Annotated in this window: 13 protein-coding genes; 3 read left to right on the top strand and 10 right to left on the bottom strand. The window is 43.4% G+C overall.

The window, feature by feature from the left end; genetic code table 11:
• Positions 1 to 85: 85 nt before the first annotated feature.
• Together A5883_RS01700 and A5883_RS01695 are read left to right on the top strand one after the other, a co-directional pair.
• A complete protein-coding gene (locus tag A5883_RS01700) occupies positions 86 to 2,428 on the top strand; it encodes an ABC transporter ATP-binding protein/permease (protein ID WP_086337888.1) in 2,343 nt (780 codons plus the stop codon).
• A gap of 156 nt (positions 2,429 to 2,584) precedes the next feature.
• A complete protein-coding gene (locus A5883_RS01695; RefSeq protein ID WP_086337887.1) occupies positions 2,585 to 3,934 on the top strand; it encodes an Nramp family divalent metal transporter in 1,350 nt (449 codons plus the stop codon).
• A gap of 42 nt (positions 3,935 to 3,976) precedes the next feature.
• On the opposite strand, the gene A5883_RS01690 is transcribed toward A5883_RS01695, so the two are convergent.
• The 9 genes from A5883_RS01690 to A5883_RS01650 form a co-directional block, all read right to left on the bottom strand.
• On the bottom strand, positions 3,977 to 5,200 hold the full coding sequence (locus tag A5883_RS01690) for a DUF1015 domain-containing protein (protein ID WP_010749987.1): 1,224 nt from the start codon (positions 5,198 to 5,200) through the stop codon (positions 3,977 to 3,979).
• Positions 5,200 to 6,384, bottom strand: coding sequence for a phosphoglycerate dehydrogenase (locus tag A5883_RS01685; RefSeq protein ID WP_016609459.1), 1,185 nt, complete (start codon positions 6,382 to 6,384; stop codon positions 5,200 to 5,202). The genes A5883_RS01690 and A5883_RS01685 overlap by 1 nt, the downstream gene beginning before the upstream one ends.
• Entirely contained in the window at positions 6,385 to 7,464 is a 1,080-nt protein-coding gene (serC, locus tag A5883_RS01680) for a 3-phosphoserine/phosphohydroxythreonine transaminase (RefSeq protein WP_086337886.1), read from the bottom strand.
• 125 nt (positions 7,465 to 7,589) lie between these two features.
• Positions 7,590 to 8,516, bottom strand: coding sequence for an alpha/beta fold hydrolase (locus A5883_RS01675; RefSeq protein WP_086337885.1), 927 nt, complete (start codon positions 8,514 to 8,516; stop codon positions 7,590 to 7,592).
• 205 nt (positions 8,517 to 8,721) lie between these two features.
• A complete protein-coding gene (locus A5883_RS01670) occupies positions 8,722 to 10,128 on the bottom strand; it encodes a glycoside hydrolase family 43 protein (protein ID WP_086337884.1) in 1,407 nt (468 codons plus the stop codon).
• A gap of 30 nt (positions 10,129 to 10,158) precedes the next feature.
• Positions 10,159 to 11,952: a glycoside hydrolase family 2 protein gene (locus tag A5883_RS01665; protein WP_086337883.1), complete on the bottom strand. Its 1,794-nt coding sequence runs from the start codon at positions 11,950 to 11,952 to the stop codon at positions 10,159 to 10,161.
• Positions 11,953 to 11,970: 18 nt separating this feature from the next.
• Positions 11,971 to 12,804: a carbohydrate ABC transporter permease gene (locus A5883_RS01660; RefSeq protein WP_086337882.1), complete on the bottom strand. Its 834-nt coding sequence runs from the start codon at positions 12,802 to 12,804 to the stop codon at positions 11,971 to 11,973.
• Positions 12,805 to 12,815: 11 nt separating this feature from the next.
• The gene (locus A5883_RS01655) at positions 12,816 to 13,691 is read right to left on the bottom strand and encodes a carbohydrate ABC transporter permease (protein WP_016609464.1); all 876 of its coding nucleotides are present in this window, start codon (positions 13,689 to 13,691) and stop codon (positions 12,816 to 12,818) included.
• Between the two features lie 158 nt (positions 13,692 to 13,849).
• Positions 13,850 to 15,091, bottom strand: coding sequence for an extracellular solute-binding protein (locus tag A5883_RS01650; RefSeq protein WP_086337881.1), 1,242 nt, complete (start codon positions 15,089 to 15,091; stop codon positions 13,850 to 13,852).
• Positions 15,092 to 15,337: 246 nt separating this feature from the next.
• Between A5883_RS01650 and A5883_RS01645 the strand changes: the two genes are divergently transcribed.
• Entirely contained in the window at positions 15,338 to 16,246 is a 909-nt protein-coding gene (locus tag A5883_RS01645) for an ArsR/SmtB family transcription factor (protein ID WP_008380365.1), read from the top strand.
• 78 nt (positions 16,247 to 16,324) lie between these two features.
• Here A5883_RS01645 and A5883_RS01640 read toward each other — a convergent pair whose 3' ends face one another.
• Positions 16,325 to 17,353 (bottom strand): Gfo/Idh/MocA family protein, encoded by a 1,029-nt coding sequence (locus tag A5883_RS01640; RefSeq protein WP_010749991.1) that lies wholly within the window; start codon positions 17,351 to 17,353, stop codon positions 16,325 to 16,327.
• Positions 17,354 to 17,377 lie beyond the last annotated feature (24 nt).

Below are 17,377 nucleotides of genomic sequence, written 5' to 3'. Positions count from 1 at the left end.
ATAATCGTTGATTTTTGTTAACCATTATGATAGCGTGGTTACATAATGAAAATAATCGTGAAAACGGCAAGAAAAGAGTGACAGCATGTTAGAATTAAAAGATATCAAGAAGTATTATACGGTTGGCGCCAGTACTACAAAAGCCCTCGATGGTGTCTCCGTCGCCTTTCGTAAACAAGAGTTTGTTGCCATTTTAGGGCCAAGCGGCTCTGGGAAAACAACCATGTTGAACGTGATCGGCGGCTTAGATAATTACGATTCTGGTGATATGATCATCAACGGTAAATCAACGAAATCCTTTAAAGATCGTGACTGGGATGCGTATCGGAACAATTCGATCGGCTTTGTCTTCCAAAGCTACAATTTGATCAGTCATTTAGGCATCATCGACAACGTCGAGCTTGGGATGACCTTGAGCGGTGTGTCAAAAGAAGAAAAACGCGCCAAAGCAACCGATGCTTTGACGCGTGTGGGCTTAGCTGAGCATATGCACAAAAAACCAAATCAGCTTTCTGGTGGTCAAATGCAGCGGGTAGCGATCGCTCGTGCCTTAGCAAATGATCCTGATATCCTTCTTTGTGATGAACCAACGGGTGCCTTGGATTCAGAGACCAGTGTCCAAATCATGGAACTGATCCAAGAACTATCAAAAGAAAAATTGGTCATCATGGTTACTCATAATCCTGATTTGGCGCACAAATACGCTGGACGGATCATTGAGTTCAAAGACGGACGAATCATAAAAGATTCAAACCCTCATGTCGAAGGACAAAAGAAAGACCAATTCGAATTAAAGCACACAAAAATGAGTTTCATGACTGCCTTACGTTTGTCGTTTAACAATATCCGCACCAAAAAAGGGCGCACCTTCTTGACAGCCTTTGCTTCTAGTATCGGGATCATCGGAATCGCCATTGTTTTGTCCCTGTCAACGGGATTCCAAAAACAAATCGACAATACCCAGTCAGAAACATTAGCTCGTTTTCCGATCACGATCTCGCAAGTAGCCACTGAACAAGATCCATCGGCCATGGGGACGCGGGATAAATCGGAAGATTTCCCTTCAGATAAAGAGGTCACTGCCAAATTAAGTGATGCGGATCGCGCAACCCATATCAACAAAATCGATCAAGAGTTTCTCGATTACATCAACGACATTGATCCTGAATTAAGCAACAATATCGGCTACACTCGTTCCACTTCCTTGAACCTTTTCCGTAAGATCGACGATACTGTGGAACAAGTCAGCTTCTCCAATGCATCGCCTGACAATGAACAGACCAATGCCATGATGTCTGCCATGAGTGCCTCCACCGGGATTGGGGTTTCGACTTTCCCCGAGCAGTTATCAGAGGATAACGGCAATTTCTTAAAAGACAACTACGACCTTTTAGAAGGCAGCTACCCAAGTGCCAGCACAGATGTCGTTTTGATCGTCGATGAAAACAACGTAACGAATGTCAATGCATTGATCAATCTCGGTTTTGACATTGAAGATGGCGACAAGGTGTCCTTCGACGATATCGTGGGAACAAAAATCACATTGGCGTCTAATGATGCCTTTTACACCGAATTACCAACTGGAAACTTCATTCCAAATCAAGATTTAAATGACGTTTTCGATAACAGTAACAACAAAGAATTAACGATCAGCGGAATCTTACGTATCAAGCAAAACTCTACGATGAACTTGCTGTCAACTGGCATTGCCTACAGTGATGCCCTCGCGCAAGAAGTCATCAAAGAAAACCAAGACTCAGCGATCGTCCAAGCCCAAAAAGACAGCGACACCAACGTGATGACGAATGAACCCGTTGACGAAAGTGCCAAAGATTCATTGATCGCTTATCTTGGCGGCAGTGATTCACCAAACAGCATTATGATCTATCCGAATGATTTCAGTGCCAAAGAAAAAATCCTTGATTACTTGGATGACTTCAACAAAGGCAAAGACAAAGAAGACCAAATCGTTTATTCCGATTTAGCGGGTACGATGACTCAATTGACTGGTGGCTTGATGGATGCCATCACCTACGTCTTGATCGCTTTTGCAGGAATCTCCTTGGTAACTAGCATGATCATGATCGGTATCATCACCTACACCTCTGTGCTAGAACGTACGAAAGAAATTGGGGTCTTAAAAGCATTAGGTGCTCGTAAAAAAGACATCACCCGCGTCTTTGATGCCGAAACCTGTATTTTAGGGATCGCTTCAGGAGCTTTAGGTGTCCTGATTGCTTGGTTAGCCACATTCCCGATCAACGCGATCTTATATAGTATGACTGATCTGGAAAATGTTGCTCAATTAAATCCGGTCCACGGCCTGATCTTGATTGCTGTCAGCACCGTCCTAACGATGATCGGCGGCCACATACCAGCTCGAATGGCAGCGAAAAAAGATGCAGCGATCGCTTTACGCGCCGACTAATTTTATAAGAAAACCCAACAGACAGCAGCCATTCCTTTGGCTGCTGTTTTTTTGTCCTTCCTTCTGACTTCCAAAAGGTTTCTCTTGAAAAATTCATAAATGAGGAATACAATAGATTTGTTTTTAGGTATACCTAAAAAGATAGGACGTGAAACGATGAATGATGAAAAAAAATTGATCCAAGCGGCCAACGGTCCTAGCTTGGAAGAAATAAATAATACAGTTGCCATTCCAAAAAACGGCAGCTTTTGGCGCAATCTCTTAGCGTTTTCTGGTCCTGGGGCATTGGTAGCCGTGGGCTATATGGACCCAGGAAACTGGATCACCTCGATCGGTGGCGGTGCTGAATATGGCTATCTCTTACTTTCTGTGATCTTGATTTCCAGTTTGATTGCTATGCTGCTGCAATACATGGCAGCCAAGCTAGGGATCGTGACCCAGATGGACCTTGCGCAAGCAACTCGTAAACACACCAGCAAAGGCTTAGGCTTTGTCTTGTGGATCGTCACCGAATTGGCTATCATGGCAACGGATATCGCGGAAGTGATCGGAGGAGCGATCGCTCTCAATCTACTATTCGGCTTACCTTTATTAGTTGGGGTCATCTTAACGATTTTCGATGTACTGCTTCTGCTCTTTTTAATGAAATTGGGTTTCCGAAAAATCGAAGCGATCGTCATGACACTGATTTTGGTCATTATGCTGGTCTTTTGTTACGAAGTCATTATTGCTCAACCAAATTTGCCTGCTGTCTTGCAAGGCTTTATTCCCCAAAAGCAAGTCTTGAACCATGGACAGCTGACAATGGCGTTGGGGATCGTTGGTGCGACTGTGATGCCGCATAATCTCTATCTGCATTCTTCGATCTCCCAATCACGAAAAATCGATCGCAGCGATACCCAAGAAGTGGCAACGGCCGTGCGGTTCGCTACTTGGGATTCCAACATCCAGTTATCCGCTGCGTTTTTGGTCAATTGCCTGCTTTTGATCTTAGGAAGTGCCTTGTTCTTTGGTCATAGTGAAGAAGTCGGCACCTTCTCCGCGCTGTTCGATGCATTGCAAGATTCCTCCATTGCTGGTGCTGTCGCCAGTCCAGTTTTGAGCGTTCTGTTTGCCGTGGCGCTCTTGGCATCTGGTCAAAATTCAACGATCACTGGGACACTGACAGGGCAAGTCGTGATGGAAGGATTTATCCATATGAAGATCCCTACTTGGGCGCGACGTCTGATCACCCGTGGCTTATCGGTGATCCCCGTCTTGCTTTGTACGATTTACTTTGGCGGCAACGAACAAGCCTTGGACGATCTGCTGATTTATTCGCAAGTCTTTTTAAGCATCGCCTTACCCGTTTCGATGATTCCGTTGGTTCTTTTTACCAGCTCAAAAAAAATCATGGGGGAACGCTTCAAGAATCCGCTATGGGTCTCTACCTTAGGCTGGATCTGTGCCATTGCACTGACGGTCTTGAATGTCCGCTTGATCATCGAAACACTCGGCAGCTTCTAATAGAAAAAAAGCTTACGAGGTAGCCTCGTAAGCTTTTTTTGGTTAATTCGTTTCTAAATCATGTAAAAACAGACCGCTCAACAGTTTTGGTTCAAACCAAGTTGATTTTGGCGGCATAATTTCTCCCGCATCAGCTACTGCCAAAAGATCGGCCATTTGCGTTGGATACATGGAAAAGGCCAATGTCCATTCTCCGCTATCCACCAAACGTTCCAATTCTTCTGGACCACGAATTCCGCCGACAAAATCAATGCGTTTGTCTGTCCGCACATCTTGGATCGCGAAAATATCAGCCAGCACGTATTGTTGTAAAAGCGACACATCCAGCTGTCCTACCGCATCTTGCGGCACAGCTTCCGGCTTGATGGTCAACTCCCACCACGCATGGTTTAGGTACAGATGAATCGAACCACGTTGCGCTGGTTTCTTCCTTGTAGTTTCTCGAATCGTAAAATGCTGGGCTGCCTGCTCAAAAAAGTTTTCTGGCACTGGTACCCGCAAAACCCGATTGTATTCCCAAATCGCTAATTCATTTTCTGGGAATAAAATCGCTAAAAAGCGGTCGCTTTCTTGACTGCTTTGGCCATCGGCTCGCTTTTGCAAGCCGACTTTGACTGCTGACTCTGTGCGGTGATGCCCATCCGCAATATAAAGGGCATCTACAGCTTGAAACTGCTGGGCAAAAGAGGCGACTAGCGCTGGATCATCGATCAGCCAAACACGATGTTGCACCTCATGATAGCTGACAAAATCATAGATTGGCGCATGCTCTGCTTGCCACGCATCGATCGCTTCTTTGACTGCTGCTGGTTGGCGATAGCTCAAGAAAATCGGACTTGTATTGGCATCACATGCCAGAATATGATTGATCCGATCGATTTCTTTTTCTGGACGGGTAAACTCGTGTTTCTTGATTTTCCCAGCGACATAATCATCGATCGAGGTACAGGCGACAAGCCCAGTTTGGCTTCTACCAGCCATCGTCAATTCATACAAATAATATGCGGGCGCCGTTTCTTGAATCAACCAGCCTTCTTCTTGAAAAGATGCAAGATTTTCCGCCGCTTTTTGATACACCTGTGGATCATAAGGATCGATTCCTGGCAAGTCGATCTCCGAACGGTCGATGTGGAAATAGCTGTAAGGATTGCCTTGCGCAAACGCTGCGGCTTCTTGTGAATTGACCACGTCATACGGTAGCTCGGCCACTTTTTCTGCCAATGAGGCTTCTGGACGAATGGCTTTAAACGGAAATACTTGAACCATTAATACCCAACCTCCTGATTCTTGATGACCCGTACACGAACGATGTTTTCGTTCTCCCGCAGTTTATCTGCTAATTGATTCAATAAGGCTTCATCTTCAGAAGCGACATCGGCTAGGGTGTAAGCAAAGTCTTCCCGTCCACGATTCAGCATATTGTCGATATTGATTCCAGATTCCGCAATGATCGATGAAATCTGACCTAACATATTCGGTACATTGCGATTGATGATCGTCAGACGATAAGGCGAATGAAAAGCCATCTCAACAGTTGGAAAATTCACTGAGCGCTTGATGGTTCCAAATTCCAAGAATTTTTTCAATGTTCGGGCTGCCATTTTGGCACAGTTGACTTCGGCTTCTTCTGTTGATGCACCTAAATGCGGCAAGACGAGGACTTTTTCATTGTGCAGCAATTGTTCATCCGCAAAATCAGTCGTATAGCCCGCTAAACGGTCGGCTTTTAACGCACGTAAAACGGCATCTGTATCGACGATTTCTTTACGAGAAAAGTTGAATAGCTTCGTTGTTGGTTTCATTTTCGCAAGTTCGGCTTCCCCGACGAGATGATGCGTGTTTTCCATTAGCGGCACATGAACCGTAATAAAATCACAGGTTGAAAAGACTTCCGCAATATCATTGGCACGCTTGACCCGACGAGAGATCGTCCAAGCAGTATCCACTGACACGTAAGGATCATAACCGACTACTTCCATCCCTAGACGATAAGCATCGTTGGCGACCATCGCTCCAATAGAACCAAGGCCGATGATTCCTAACTTTTTGCCTTCTAACTCTGTTCCAGCAAATTGACTTTTTTGCGCTTCTGCTTGTTCTTCCACATTATCACCGCTCAAGGTTTGGACCCATTGGGCACCTCGTAAAATCGGACGGACACTTAAGAGCAGACTAGCGATCACTAATTCTTTGACCGCATTGGCATTGGCGCCTGGCGTATTAAAGACGACGATCCCTTTTTCAGTACATGCTTTGACGGGAATGTTGTTGGTCCCAGCCCCTGCACGGGCAATACCTAAGACACTTTCAGGAAAAGCGTAATCGTGCAATTTCTGGCTGCGCAGCAAAATCCCTTGCGGTTGGTCGCTTTCGTTGATGGCATACTTTTCTTTTTCTAAACGCTGTAATCCTTCTGGTGCGATCGCATTGAATGTTTTAATTTGGAACATTTATTTGACCTCCGCTTCAAATGATTTCATAAAGTCGACTAACGCTTGAACGCCAGCTAATGGAAAGGCATTGTACAAGCTTGCTCGCATTCCTCCAACGGAACGATGCCCTTTCAAGTTCTCAAAGCCAGCTTTGACAGCTTCTTCATTGAAGCGCTGATCTAATGCTTTATCCCCTGTCACAAAAGGAATATTCGTTAGTGAGCGGCTGTCAACAGCCACAGGACTACTGTAAAGAGCAGAGGCTTCGATCGTTTCGTATAAAAGCGCCGCTTTTTGGCGGTCTTGTTCTAAAATGACAGGAATGCCGCCTAATTCTTCCAACCATTCAAACACCAATTTAGCAATATAGATAGCATACGTTGGTGGTGTATTGTACAATGAGTCATTTTTAGCCTGTAGACGATAATCCAGCATTGGAGCGAAGACAGCATCATCATTGAGTAAATCTTCTCGGATGATCACTACAGTCAACCCTGCAGGACCAATATTCTTTTGGGCCCCAGCATAAATCACACCGAAGTCTTCTACGCGATAGTCATTGGCTAAAATATTTGAGGACATATCCGCTACGATCGGCACGTTGCCAGCCTGCGGAATCGTTTGAAAGGCCGTCCCTTCAATGGTATTGTTCGTGGTGATATGCAAATAAGCCGCTTCTTGATCGATCGCATCTTCTGAAATTTCTGGAATATAGGTAAAGTTTTGATCCTCACTAGAGGCAACAACTTCCACCGTCACGTTTCCAAGCGCTTTTGCTGCTTCAATAGCTTTCTTCGACCAAGAACCGGTATTTACGTATAAGGCTTTTTTGTTTTGTGCAAGATTTAAAGGGATCATACTGAATTGGAGACTCGCGCCGCCTTGTAAAAACAGTACCTGATAGTTTTCAGGAATTCCCATCAATTTTCGTAAAAGTGCTTCTGCATCTTTAATGATCGCTTCAAACAAGGAGGACCGATGACTCAGCTCCATAACGGACATCCCACTTCCGCGGTAATTCAAAAGTTCGGATTGTGCTTTCTCCAATACGGGACGGGGCAATACGGCAGGACCAGCTGAAAAGTTATAAACTGTCATACAAAAAATCTCTCCTTTATGTTAGATGTGAAAATCATTATAACAGATAGCAGAAAATGAAAAAAGCCTTAAAAGAGAAAATAATTTTGAATTTTCAGAAAAGACTACCAATTTCTTAACGTTCGTCATTTCGGCATTTTTTCAAACAGCCAGCGAGAAATTTCATTGTAAACGATCTCGCGGTTGCGCTCATTCAAAATCTCATGACGTCCCTGCTCAAGCAAATACATCGTCACGTCAGCATTTTGCTTCAGCTGCTGAGCCAATTGGCGGACGCTTTTGCCATAGTGCCCCACAGGATCATCTGCACCTGAAATCAAGAGCAGCGGCAATTCTGGATCAATCCTGCGCAGTTGATCCGGATCACTGGCAGCTTGCGTCAATGTAAAGAGATCCTTGTAAGCCGCTAAGGAAAAATGAAATTGCGTGTAAGGGTCCTTCAAGTAGCGATCCACTTGTTGCGGATCACTGGTCAACCAATCCTTGGCGGTCCGATTGGGACGAAAACGCCGGTTGTGCTGGCCAAAAACCAGCTGTTCCATTACGTGATAAGGCCATTGCTGAGCGGCAAACGGGCGCAACAAGCTCGTAACGAGTTTGCCTCCTTGCATCAGCACGGCTTTTTCCATCGTGGTGCCCATGATGATCGCTCCTGACAATGGATGTGGCTGACTAAACAAATAATTCCGTAACACCAGCGACCCCATACTGTGCCCTAAGATAAAGTATGGTCGGTCTGGGTAGCAAGCAGCTGCGTACTGATGGACCACTCCCACATCTGCCACTAAATAGTTGGCGCCCTCTTTTTCACCAAAATGCCCATAGGCCTGTGTTTCTTTCACGGATTGCCCATGCCCTAAGTGATCATGACCGACCACCGCATAGCCTTGCGCAGTCAAACATTCCGCAAACTCGTGGTAACGTTCAATGTGTTCGATCATTCCGTGAACGATTTGCACGACTGCTTTCGGCTGTTCTTCTGGCAGCCACGTTTTGACAAAAAGCTGATCCTTCCCATTTGATGAAGTCAGCTTTTCTTGATTCATCCTCATAGTTCGCACCTCTTTTGCTTTTTCTTTTCCCTTCGCCAAATAAAACGGTCGTTTTCTTTATTATACATGGAATTTTAGGCTATGGCGGTAGGTGTTGGGAATTTTCAAGGATAAAAAAATCCTGCCACATTGTCTAAAGACAAAGTAGCAGGAGTCAAACGATCATCACCCATGGCTTGGATTTAAAAAACTTCCTCATTATTCTTTATTGGAATTTGACGATTTCTAAACGATCAATACTTAGCGTGTCAACCCCAATCTCAGACGAAAGGGTGATTTCCTGCGATCCTTTCGGTAACTTCATGCGGACTTGTAGCGGTTGATAATATTCGGAAGGATAGACATCCACCACGTGACTTGCTTGTTTCGTTTCAATCTTGACCTGAATTGGGTCATTTAAGGAGAGATAATCAGTGGTTTTGACATAGGCAATCACCAGAAATTCATCTGATTCTTCAATCTGCGGGGTAAAGATAATTTTGTCAGTCGTTGATTCAAAGCCTTGGACGACTTTCTTAGAGAGTGCTGCCTCATCTTCGACAAGCGCTAAATCGCCTTCCAACAAAGCACGGCTAGCAGTTAACCGCAGTCGATTCGGCTCAGCTTTTGGCAACGCTTGAACATGCCACTCATCCAAAGGAGCTTCCAGTAGGACTTTATCCTCTTGATCCCAAACAAACTTTTGCAAGCGGATCGAACGGTCCCAGCCCGAATGATCCCACCGAGCAGCGTGATAAATCAACCAGTCTTCAGAACCATCTTTTGATTTGGCAAATCCATTATGACCAGGTCCATAGACAGTGTTTGTCTGTTGGAAAATCGGCTCTGGTTCCTTTTGCCAATTCGCTCTTTCTAGCGGATCATCAGCTACATCTAGGGTCATAAGACCAAGAGCGTAATCATTGTCCCAGCTTCCACTGGCAGAGTATACCAAATTGACTGTTTCGTCTTTGATAATCACTTGAGGGGCTTCATTGATCAATGGTGTTTGCCGCATTTCCCATTCATATTCTGGTTCTGAGATAAGCCGTTTCTCCCTAATCACTTCCGTAGGGGAGACCATTTCCGCTAAATAAAGATTTTGCGCAACATTTTCATACCCTTCCCAGCCCGACCAAAGGAAATAGCGTTTGTCATTGATCTCTAAAACTGTTCCATCAATCGCAAATTTATCATCCATCCCTTTGATCTCTTCCAATTGCCACTCACCCATGTAAGGATCTTTTTGATGATTGACCAATGCGTACATACGGTGCGTTTCTGAAGGACGATTAGCCGCGAAATACATCACCCAGCGATCATCTAAGTAATGAAGCTCGGGTGCCCAGATACTTTCAAATTCTGCTGGCATTTCCCAGACGACCTTTTTTTCACCAGCAGCAACGTGAGAGAGGTTTTCAGCACGCCAGAGCGTTAAATTATTCCCAGTCGTTTTGGTATAATAAAAGAACGCTTCCGTTTGCAAGATCCAAGGATCTGCCCCATCATTATCGATAATTGAAGTAAAATCGGACACTTCTTCCCCTGGATCAGTTCCAGTGCTACAACCGGTTATCATAAGCGCAGCAATCAAGATACTTACTCCACTGAGCCAAGCTGCTGATTTCCCCATCGGACATCGCCCCTTTCCTTACCAATCATTTTATTCTATCTGTGGTGGATGAAACTGCTCATTGATCTCTTTAATCGCTGCCAAATCAACTTTTGCTTGGCGGTCATAGGTCAGTAATCCATTGATTTCTTGTTCAACATCTGTCAACTGAGTGTAGCAATAGCCCCAGAGTCCGACAGAATCATAAACAGCTGTCATGATTCGCTGATAATCCTTCAAGAAATCTTGTTGATTTTCCACTGAGGTATAGCCCCAACCGAGTTGCCCCGAAACATCGAAGCCAATACCGCCAAACTCGGTCAATAAAATAGGCTGATCCTGATAAGAAAATCCTCCAGCGAAAATCGGCCATGGGGTCGATACTCGATTCACCAATTTTTCTCTCGTGCTGAGACTGTCTTTGAAGTATAGATATTTTTGCCGCTCAGATTCTTGCCCATGCGCATAATTATGAATCGCACAAATATCTGTCTCCGTCATCGCCCAACCATCATTTGAAATAACCAACCGTTGCTGGTCTAGCGAATGGATAAAGTGATACATTGCTTGAGAAAAATGCTGTTGCTGACGATCAAATGATATTTTTGGCACACCCCAGCTCTCATTGATTGGTACCCAAGTAACGATCGAAGGGTGACTATAGTCCCGAGTGATGATCTCTGCCCACTCTTGCATCAAACGCATCACAGAACGATCGGTATAGATTGCCGGCGCCGCACACTCTCCCCAAACAAGAAATCCTAATTTATCTGCCCAGTATAAAAAGCGTGGGTCTTCTGTTTTTTGGTGTTTTCGGCAACCATTAAATCCCATTTCTTTGGCCAATAAGATGTCTTGTTTAAAGTCCTCATCTGTTGGTGCAGTTAACAAGCCGCTCGGCCAATAGCCTTGATCGAGAACCAACTTCTGGTAGTAAGGCTTGTTATTTAAGTAAATCATACCGTTTTCTGTATGTATTTTACGCATACCAAAATAACTTTTTAGCTGATCGATGGCATTCCCTGCTTCTCTAAGCGTCAATTCAACATCAAATAATTGCGGCTTTTCAGGTGTCCAAGACCAGCCTTCGTGGTGAAAATTCGTCCGAAAAATTTCTTGCTGGAAAATATCAACTGCAAAACTCAACTTAGAAGTGATAAAGTCTGCCTTTCCGCTGGTAACTAAAGCATCTTTAAAATAGATTTGATATTCTAAGACTACTTGCGGCTGTAACTGGTTCAGTTCTACATCAATCTTCACGGCACCAGCATCAAAATCACTCGTAAATTTCACCTGTTGCAGATGGGTTTCAGCAACTACTTCAAGCCAGACTGGCTGCCAGATCCCTGTTGAGTTTGTGTACCAGATTCCTGCTGATTCTTCTTCCCAAAATTGTTTCCCCCGTGGAATGCTTTCATCAAAATGCGGGTCAAATGCTCGCACACTTAGTATTTGCTCTTGTCCAGATACTAGAGCATCCGTGATGTCTATAGCAAACGAGGTATGCCCTCCGCAATGATTTTTCACATGATTTCCATTGACAAACACATCTGCTTCATAGTCCACCGCCCCAAAATGCAAAAGGACACGACTTTTTTCAGGGACTTGCACATCGAAGGTCCGATAATACCATACAACGTCGTGCACTTCTCGATGATCAATGCCGCTCAATGCACTTTGATAGACAAAGGGAACATTGATCTTGTACGGATAGTTTGCTTCGTTTGTGTACCACTTTTCTTTTAAACCAAGATTTTGGTCATCAAAGGCAAATTGCCATTCACCATTTAAACTTAACCAATTTTCTCTCTCAAATTGCGGTCTCGGGTATTCTTCTCTACTCATATTTCCTCCAAAAACAAATTATTTTATGCCACTTTGCAACGACATTGACGCCATAAAGCTTTTTTGCGCCACCAAATACAATAAAAAGGTAGGGATCAAAGCCAAGATTGCTCCGGCAGTTCCAATTCCCGGATAGGTCATGTATTGCCCTTGTAGCAATTGCAGCCCCGGTGTAATCGGCAATTTATCAATATCGTTTATCACGATCGATGGCCACAAGAAGTCATTCCATGAGCCAGTAAAACTAAATAACGCAACCACCGTCAATACAGGTTTGATCAACGGTAAAATGATATGATAAAAGATTTGAAACTCGTTGGCCCCATCGATCACAGCCGATTCATCCAATTCTTTAGGAATCCCTAAAATGAACTGCCGAACGAGAAAAATGTTATAAACACCTGCTGCTCCAGGAACGATGACTGCCAGAAATGTATTGGTCCAACCTAACGTATCAACGATTTTAAAATTCGGGATCAAATTGACCACCCCGGGAAACATCATCGTTCCTAACAATAAGGCAAAAATCAAATCTCTCCCCTTAAAGGTGAGTCGTGTATAGCCATAAGCCGCAAACGAGACGATCACCATAACTAACAGCGTATGTGAAGTTGAAATAATCATTGAATTCACAAACCAGCGGAACACAGGAGAAGAATCATTGCCTTGTAACAAGCCCAAAAAGTTAGCCAGCGTCCAATCTTGCGGAATCAAACTGAACCCAACCTTTTGAATCTCTGCCTCCAATTTAAACGAGGTAAAAATTGCCCATATCAAAGGAAAGATCCAAATCACACAGACGATCGCTAGTAAAATAAAGGCAATTCTTTTCCCTAGTTTGTTTTCTCGCATCTTCATCCCTCCTATCTTTCCATTTTTTTGATGACCATAAATTGCACAATCGAAACTGCCATGATTACAAAACCTAGTAGAATGGCCATCGCTGAAGAAATTCCTGCAACCGAGGTACTACTACCAAAGGCATTTTCTTGGATGTACATCATCAACACGCGAGTAGAATTGTTGGGTCCGCCTCCCGTCAGCATTAGTGGCTGACCATAAATATTAAACTGAGCGATGGTCGTCATGACCGTGGTAAAAACAAGCTGGTTGCGAATACTCGGCAAAGAAATACGGAAAAATTTCGTGATACTATTCGCACCATCTAATTCTGCTGCTTCTAACTGCTCTTTGGAGACGCCATTTAATGCAGCAACATAAATAATTAGATTCCCACCTAATGTCCACCAAATCGTCACGATCAAAATAGCGATCCATGCCCATGGTTGCGTGCCTACAAAATTGATGTCGATACCGAATACTTCTTTGATCGGTCCAAAAGATTTGCTCAAAAGGAACCCCCAAATAATCATGACGGCAGAGATTGCAAATAATGTTGGCAGGTAGAGAATCGATTGAAAAAAACGCATCATTTTTGGTTTAGCAGATAATGCAACCGCTAGCAACAAGGGAATTACAATACATAACGGAACGGAGATTGCCGCAAAAAACAGCGTATTTTTCATTCCATTAAAAAATTGCGTATGATACAACGAGTCTTGATCAAACAAAATCGTTTTAAAATTATCAAACCCGACAAAAATCGGCGTACTGAACAGATCCCATTCAGTAAAAGAAACATAGATCCCAATCACTGCAGGAACTAAAAAGAATAAAAGAAAAAGGAGCATATGCGGACCAATAAAAACGATTGGCCAGCCATTTAACCTTTTTTTCATCAATACCCATCCTTCCTTGTATTTCTAGTGCAGCTCTCAACAAGAAACGACTGTGACAGCCCTTTAAGCCTCCCCATCAGAATTCCTACCCTATCAAAAAATGGACTGAATTCTTTTATGGTCGCTCTTCCTTCTGCCACAGCCTCCACGTGAGAAGATTATTTCATCTTTTCTTCTACAACTTTTTGGATCTCACCAAAAGTCGTTTGAATATCTGCTTTTCCTGTGATCATGTCCCATGAACGATTATCATATTCACCAAAGATATACGATAAGCCATCAACTGCGTTAACAGAAATTGCCGCTTGTCCTTTTTCTGTCTTCAATAAGAAGGATTGTGGCATCTCAACATATTCTTCATTGTCTAGCATTGCTAAGGAAGTAGGATTTGCACCTGATTTGACCCACTCTAATTGGTTTGCTTGTAACCAAGTCAGAAAGTCGACCATGCCACTTTTCTTTTCATCGGAACGTTCCTCGTTCGTTTTGAACATCGCAAACTGATCGACGCCTGAACCCTGAATGATATGTTCCGCATTCCATTGAGGAGTAAATGTTTGACCCCAAGTGAAGTCACTGATTTCTTCCATATTACTTAGCATCCATGTTCCTTCTGGAAGAAAAATCAGCTGCTGGTTTGCAAAAAGTTTATTTGCATCTTCACCATCTGGGACCATGTAGCCGGCATCGTATAGATCCTTAAACTCTTGAACGGCATTGTAAGAAAACTCATTATCGATATTGATGTTTCCTTGTGCATCTTGCCATTCCCCACCCATTTGTTGGTAGAGATTCGAATAATTCTGCATGCCCCATGTATAGCCAAAACTATAGATACCATCTGCTTTTGCTTTTTCCCCAGCTTGTCTGATTTCTTCGTACGTCACTACGCCATCATCCAACGCTCCTGGAACATATTTATCCACCAAATCTTGGTTGTAATACATCACCCACGAACCCATGGTTGCCGGAATCCCATATTGACTATCATCCACTACACCAGTGTCCCAAGCAGCTTCTACGTAGTTTTCCCGTGCCAATTCTGTCCCATCGATCATGTCATCCCAAGTTTCAAGCATGTCTTGGTGTTTATACGTAGGCAAAGCTTCTGAGGCGATCAAAGCCAAATCAGGGACACCTTTCCCTGATTTCCCCGCAGTCGTCAACTTTGAAGTAAAGGTGTCACCTTGCATGCTTACTAACTTCACTTTAAAGTCTGGGTCTGTTTCATTGTATTGATCAATCGTTTTTTTGATTTTTTCACCGTCCGGTCCTGTTGTCGAAGACCAAAGCAAAATTTCTGAATTATTACTTGAGCTACCACTTCCGCCACAAGCAGCTAACAACACTGTGCATAATAAGCTTGTCCCTACTAAAACAATTGATTTACTTACTTTCATTTTTTACACTCCTTTTAATTTAACTAAAAAGTAAAATGACATCCAGTTATCAATAAACATAATCGTTAGACTATCGTCGAATAATGTTTACACCGTAAAGTTACTATAAATATAAAGCGCTGTCAACATTATTTTAACAAGGGATATCCAAAAAAAATATCATTTTACTATTTTGTAAATTCACAAGGTTGTGTTATAATTAAACCATCTTTTCATTAAACATTTTAGTATAACGAGGTGATCGCTATGGAATTGGATCTAACGAACGCATCTTTACCGATCTACGAAGCACTGGCAAATGAAACTCGCTTAGCGATTTTAAGAGAATTAGGCGATAAGAAGAAAAGCATCAGTGAAATTGGACAAAAATTAGCAATCAGCAATGCTTTGATGACCAAACATATCCGTAAACTCGAAGAAGCTCAGTTGATCAAAACAGAAAAAGGATCGGGGCAAGACTGGAAGAAAAAATATTTATCTCTAAAAACTGATTTCATCAATATCAATTTCCCAGCAAAAGTGTTTCCAGAAATGAATCTAACCTCCCAATCCGTGAAAATTGGCCACTTCACCGATTTTAAAGCTGAGCCTTCTTGTGGAATGGCGACCAAAGACCGCTTGATTGGCGCCTTAGATGATCCAAAATCTTTTCTGGATCAAGAACGTGTTGATGCAAGTATCATCTGGCTAAATAACGGTTTTTTAGAATACAAAATCCCAAATCCTTTGAAAAATGGCGAAAAAATCGAATTACTAGAAATTAGTATGGAGATCGCTTCAGAGTTCCCAATTTCGAATAACTATTGGCCCAGCGATCTTTCCTTTTACTTAAACAATCACTGCATCGGTAGCTATACCGTACCAGGAAACTTTTCGGATGTCAGAGGTTCTCTGACTCCGCAATGGTGGATCGATGAGTTCAGTCAATATGGATTACTTAAGCATTTACGCATCAATCGCTATGATACTTCCCTCGATGGAGAAAAATTAACAGATCACAACCTGAATGAAATCGACTTAGACCACAGTGATTTTTTCACCTTTAAAATTGCTGCACCTGCAACTGCCGAAAATGCTGGTGGTTTGACCATCTTCGGCGATCGATGGGGAAATTATCCTCAAGATTTATTGTTCAATTTTTACGTATCGGAATAACTGTTATCGTTTCATTACACAAAAAAAGCACGTAGCGAAAAGAGATCACTCCCTCAGCTAGTGCTTTTTTCTATTCTCTTACGCTGTGGCAAAAATGCGTTCGATCAACTGCATCACTGCTCGGACTTCTTCGTTTTTAACGATAGGTTCGGCACCGTTGCGTACAACGTTGTAAAAATTCTTGTAGAAAGGTTCAAAATCCGCTTCGGCTTTCGGGAAAGGAATTTCTTTGGCTGCCAATTCCGATGGGGGTGCCATCGTTTTCGTCAAGCCGACGCCTGCTTGGACTGGTTTTGGTGCTGCCACATCTTCGCGACCTGTTGCTTGCACCATTTCCCCATTTAAATCCCAATCGGTGATGGTGGCTGTTCCTTCTGTTCCTTTGATGTACCAGCGAGGCAATTGCGTGTAATTGGAGGTTCCAACTTCCACGATTGCTTTGACCCCATTTTCAAAGGTAATCAAAGCGAAGAACCCATCATCGACTTCTTCCCCCAACACAAAGCTAAGATCCGCTTTAACATCTTTCACTGGACTGTCGATCAGCCATAGCATTTGATCCAGCAAGTGAACGCCCCAGTCTAAAAGCATTCCCCCACCTTGTTTTTTCACATGGCGCCAGTCTCCTGGGATGCCGTTTGCCCCTTGGACCCGTGACTCTAATTGGAACAAATCACCGATCTGTCCATTACGGTACAGTTCGCGTACAAGTAGAAAATCAGGATCCCAACGGCGGTTTTGGTGAACCATAAAGGTATTGCCAGTTTCTTGGGCAACCGCCACGATCTCATCTAGTTCCGCAGTATTCAGCGCAACAGGCTTCTCGCAAACAACATGTTTGCCGGCTTTCAACGCAGCGATCGATAACTCTTTGTGCAAGTCATTAGGTGTGGCGATCAATACTGCTTCGATCGTCTCATCGGCTAAGACTTCATCATAGCTTTTAAAGATCTTATGGCCTTTTTCTTGGGAGATCGCTTGACGTTCTTCATTGATATCGTAAGTTCCTACGATGTGGATTCGTTCGTTTTCATTTGGTAAGATATTGTGGACATGGTACGCACCCATGCCGCCATATCCGATTACTGCAAAATTGATTGCACTCATGTCTGACACTCCTCGGTTTTCTTC

This window comes from Enterococcus sp. 5B3_DIV0040 (genome assembly GCF_002140755.1).
Taxonomy (GTDB): Bacteria; Bacillota; Bacilli; order Lactobacillales; family Enterococcaceae; genus Enterococcus_D; species Enterococcus_D casseliflavus.
This window is presented reverse-complemented; position numbering and strand designations above follow the sequence as displayed.

Excerpts from the sequence above, each read along its gene's own strand:
- A5883_RS01700 (WP_086337888.1), top strand. The coding sequence starts at position 86 with ATGTTAGAATTAAAAGATATCAAGAAGTATTATACGGTTGGCGCCAGT.
- A5883_RS01695 (WP_086337887.1), top strand. The coding sequence starts at position 2,585 with ATGAATGATGAAAAAAAATTGATCCAAGCGGCCAACGGTCCTAGCTTG.
- A5883_RS01690 (WP_010749987.1), bottom strand. The coding sequence starts at position 5,200 with ATGGTTCAAGTATTTCCGTTTAAAGCCATTCGTCCAGAAGCCTCATTG.
- A5883_RS01685 (WP_016609459.1), bottom strand. The coding sequence starts at position 6,384 with ATGTTCCAAATTAAAACATTCAATGCGATCGCACCAGAAGGATTACAG.
- serC (WP_086337886.1), bottom strand. The coding sequence starts at position 7,464 with ATGACAGTTTATAACTTTTCAGCTGGTCCTGCCGTATTGCCCCGTCCC.
- A5883_RS01675 (WP_086337885.1), bottom strand. The coding sequence starts at position 8,516 with ATGAGGATGAATCAAGAAAAGCTGACTTCATCAAATGGGAAGGATCAG.
- A5883_RS01670 (WP_086337884.1), bottom strand. The coding sequence starts at position 10,128 with ATGGGGAAATCAGCAGCTTGGCTCAGTGGAGTAAGTATCTTGATTGCT.
- A5883_RS01665 (WP_086337883.1), bottom strand. The coding sequence starts at position 11,952 with ATGAGTAGAGAAGAATACCCGAGACCGCAATTTGAGAGAGAAAATTGG.
- A5883_RS01660 (WP_086337882.1), bottom strand. The coding sequence starts at position 12,804 with ATGCGAGAAAACAAACTAGGGAAAAGAATTGCCTTTATTTTACTAGCG.
- A5883_RS01655 (WP_016609464.1), bottom strand. The coding sequence starts at position 13,691 with ATGAAAAAAAGGTTAAATGGCTGGCCAATCGTTTTTATTGGTCCGCAT.
- A5883_RS01650 (WP_086337881.1), bottom strand. The coding sequence starts at position 15,091 with ATGAAAGTAAGTAAATCAATTGTTTTAGTAGGGACAAGCTTATTATGC.
- A5883_RS01645 (WP_008380365.1), top strand. The coding sequence starts at position 15,338 with ATGGAATTGGATCTAACGAACGCATCTTTACCGATCTACGAAGCACTG.
- A5883_RS01640 (WP_010749991.1), bottom strand. The coding sequence starts at position 17,353 with ATGAGTGCAATCAATTTTGCAGTAATCGGATATGGCGGCATGGGTGCG.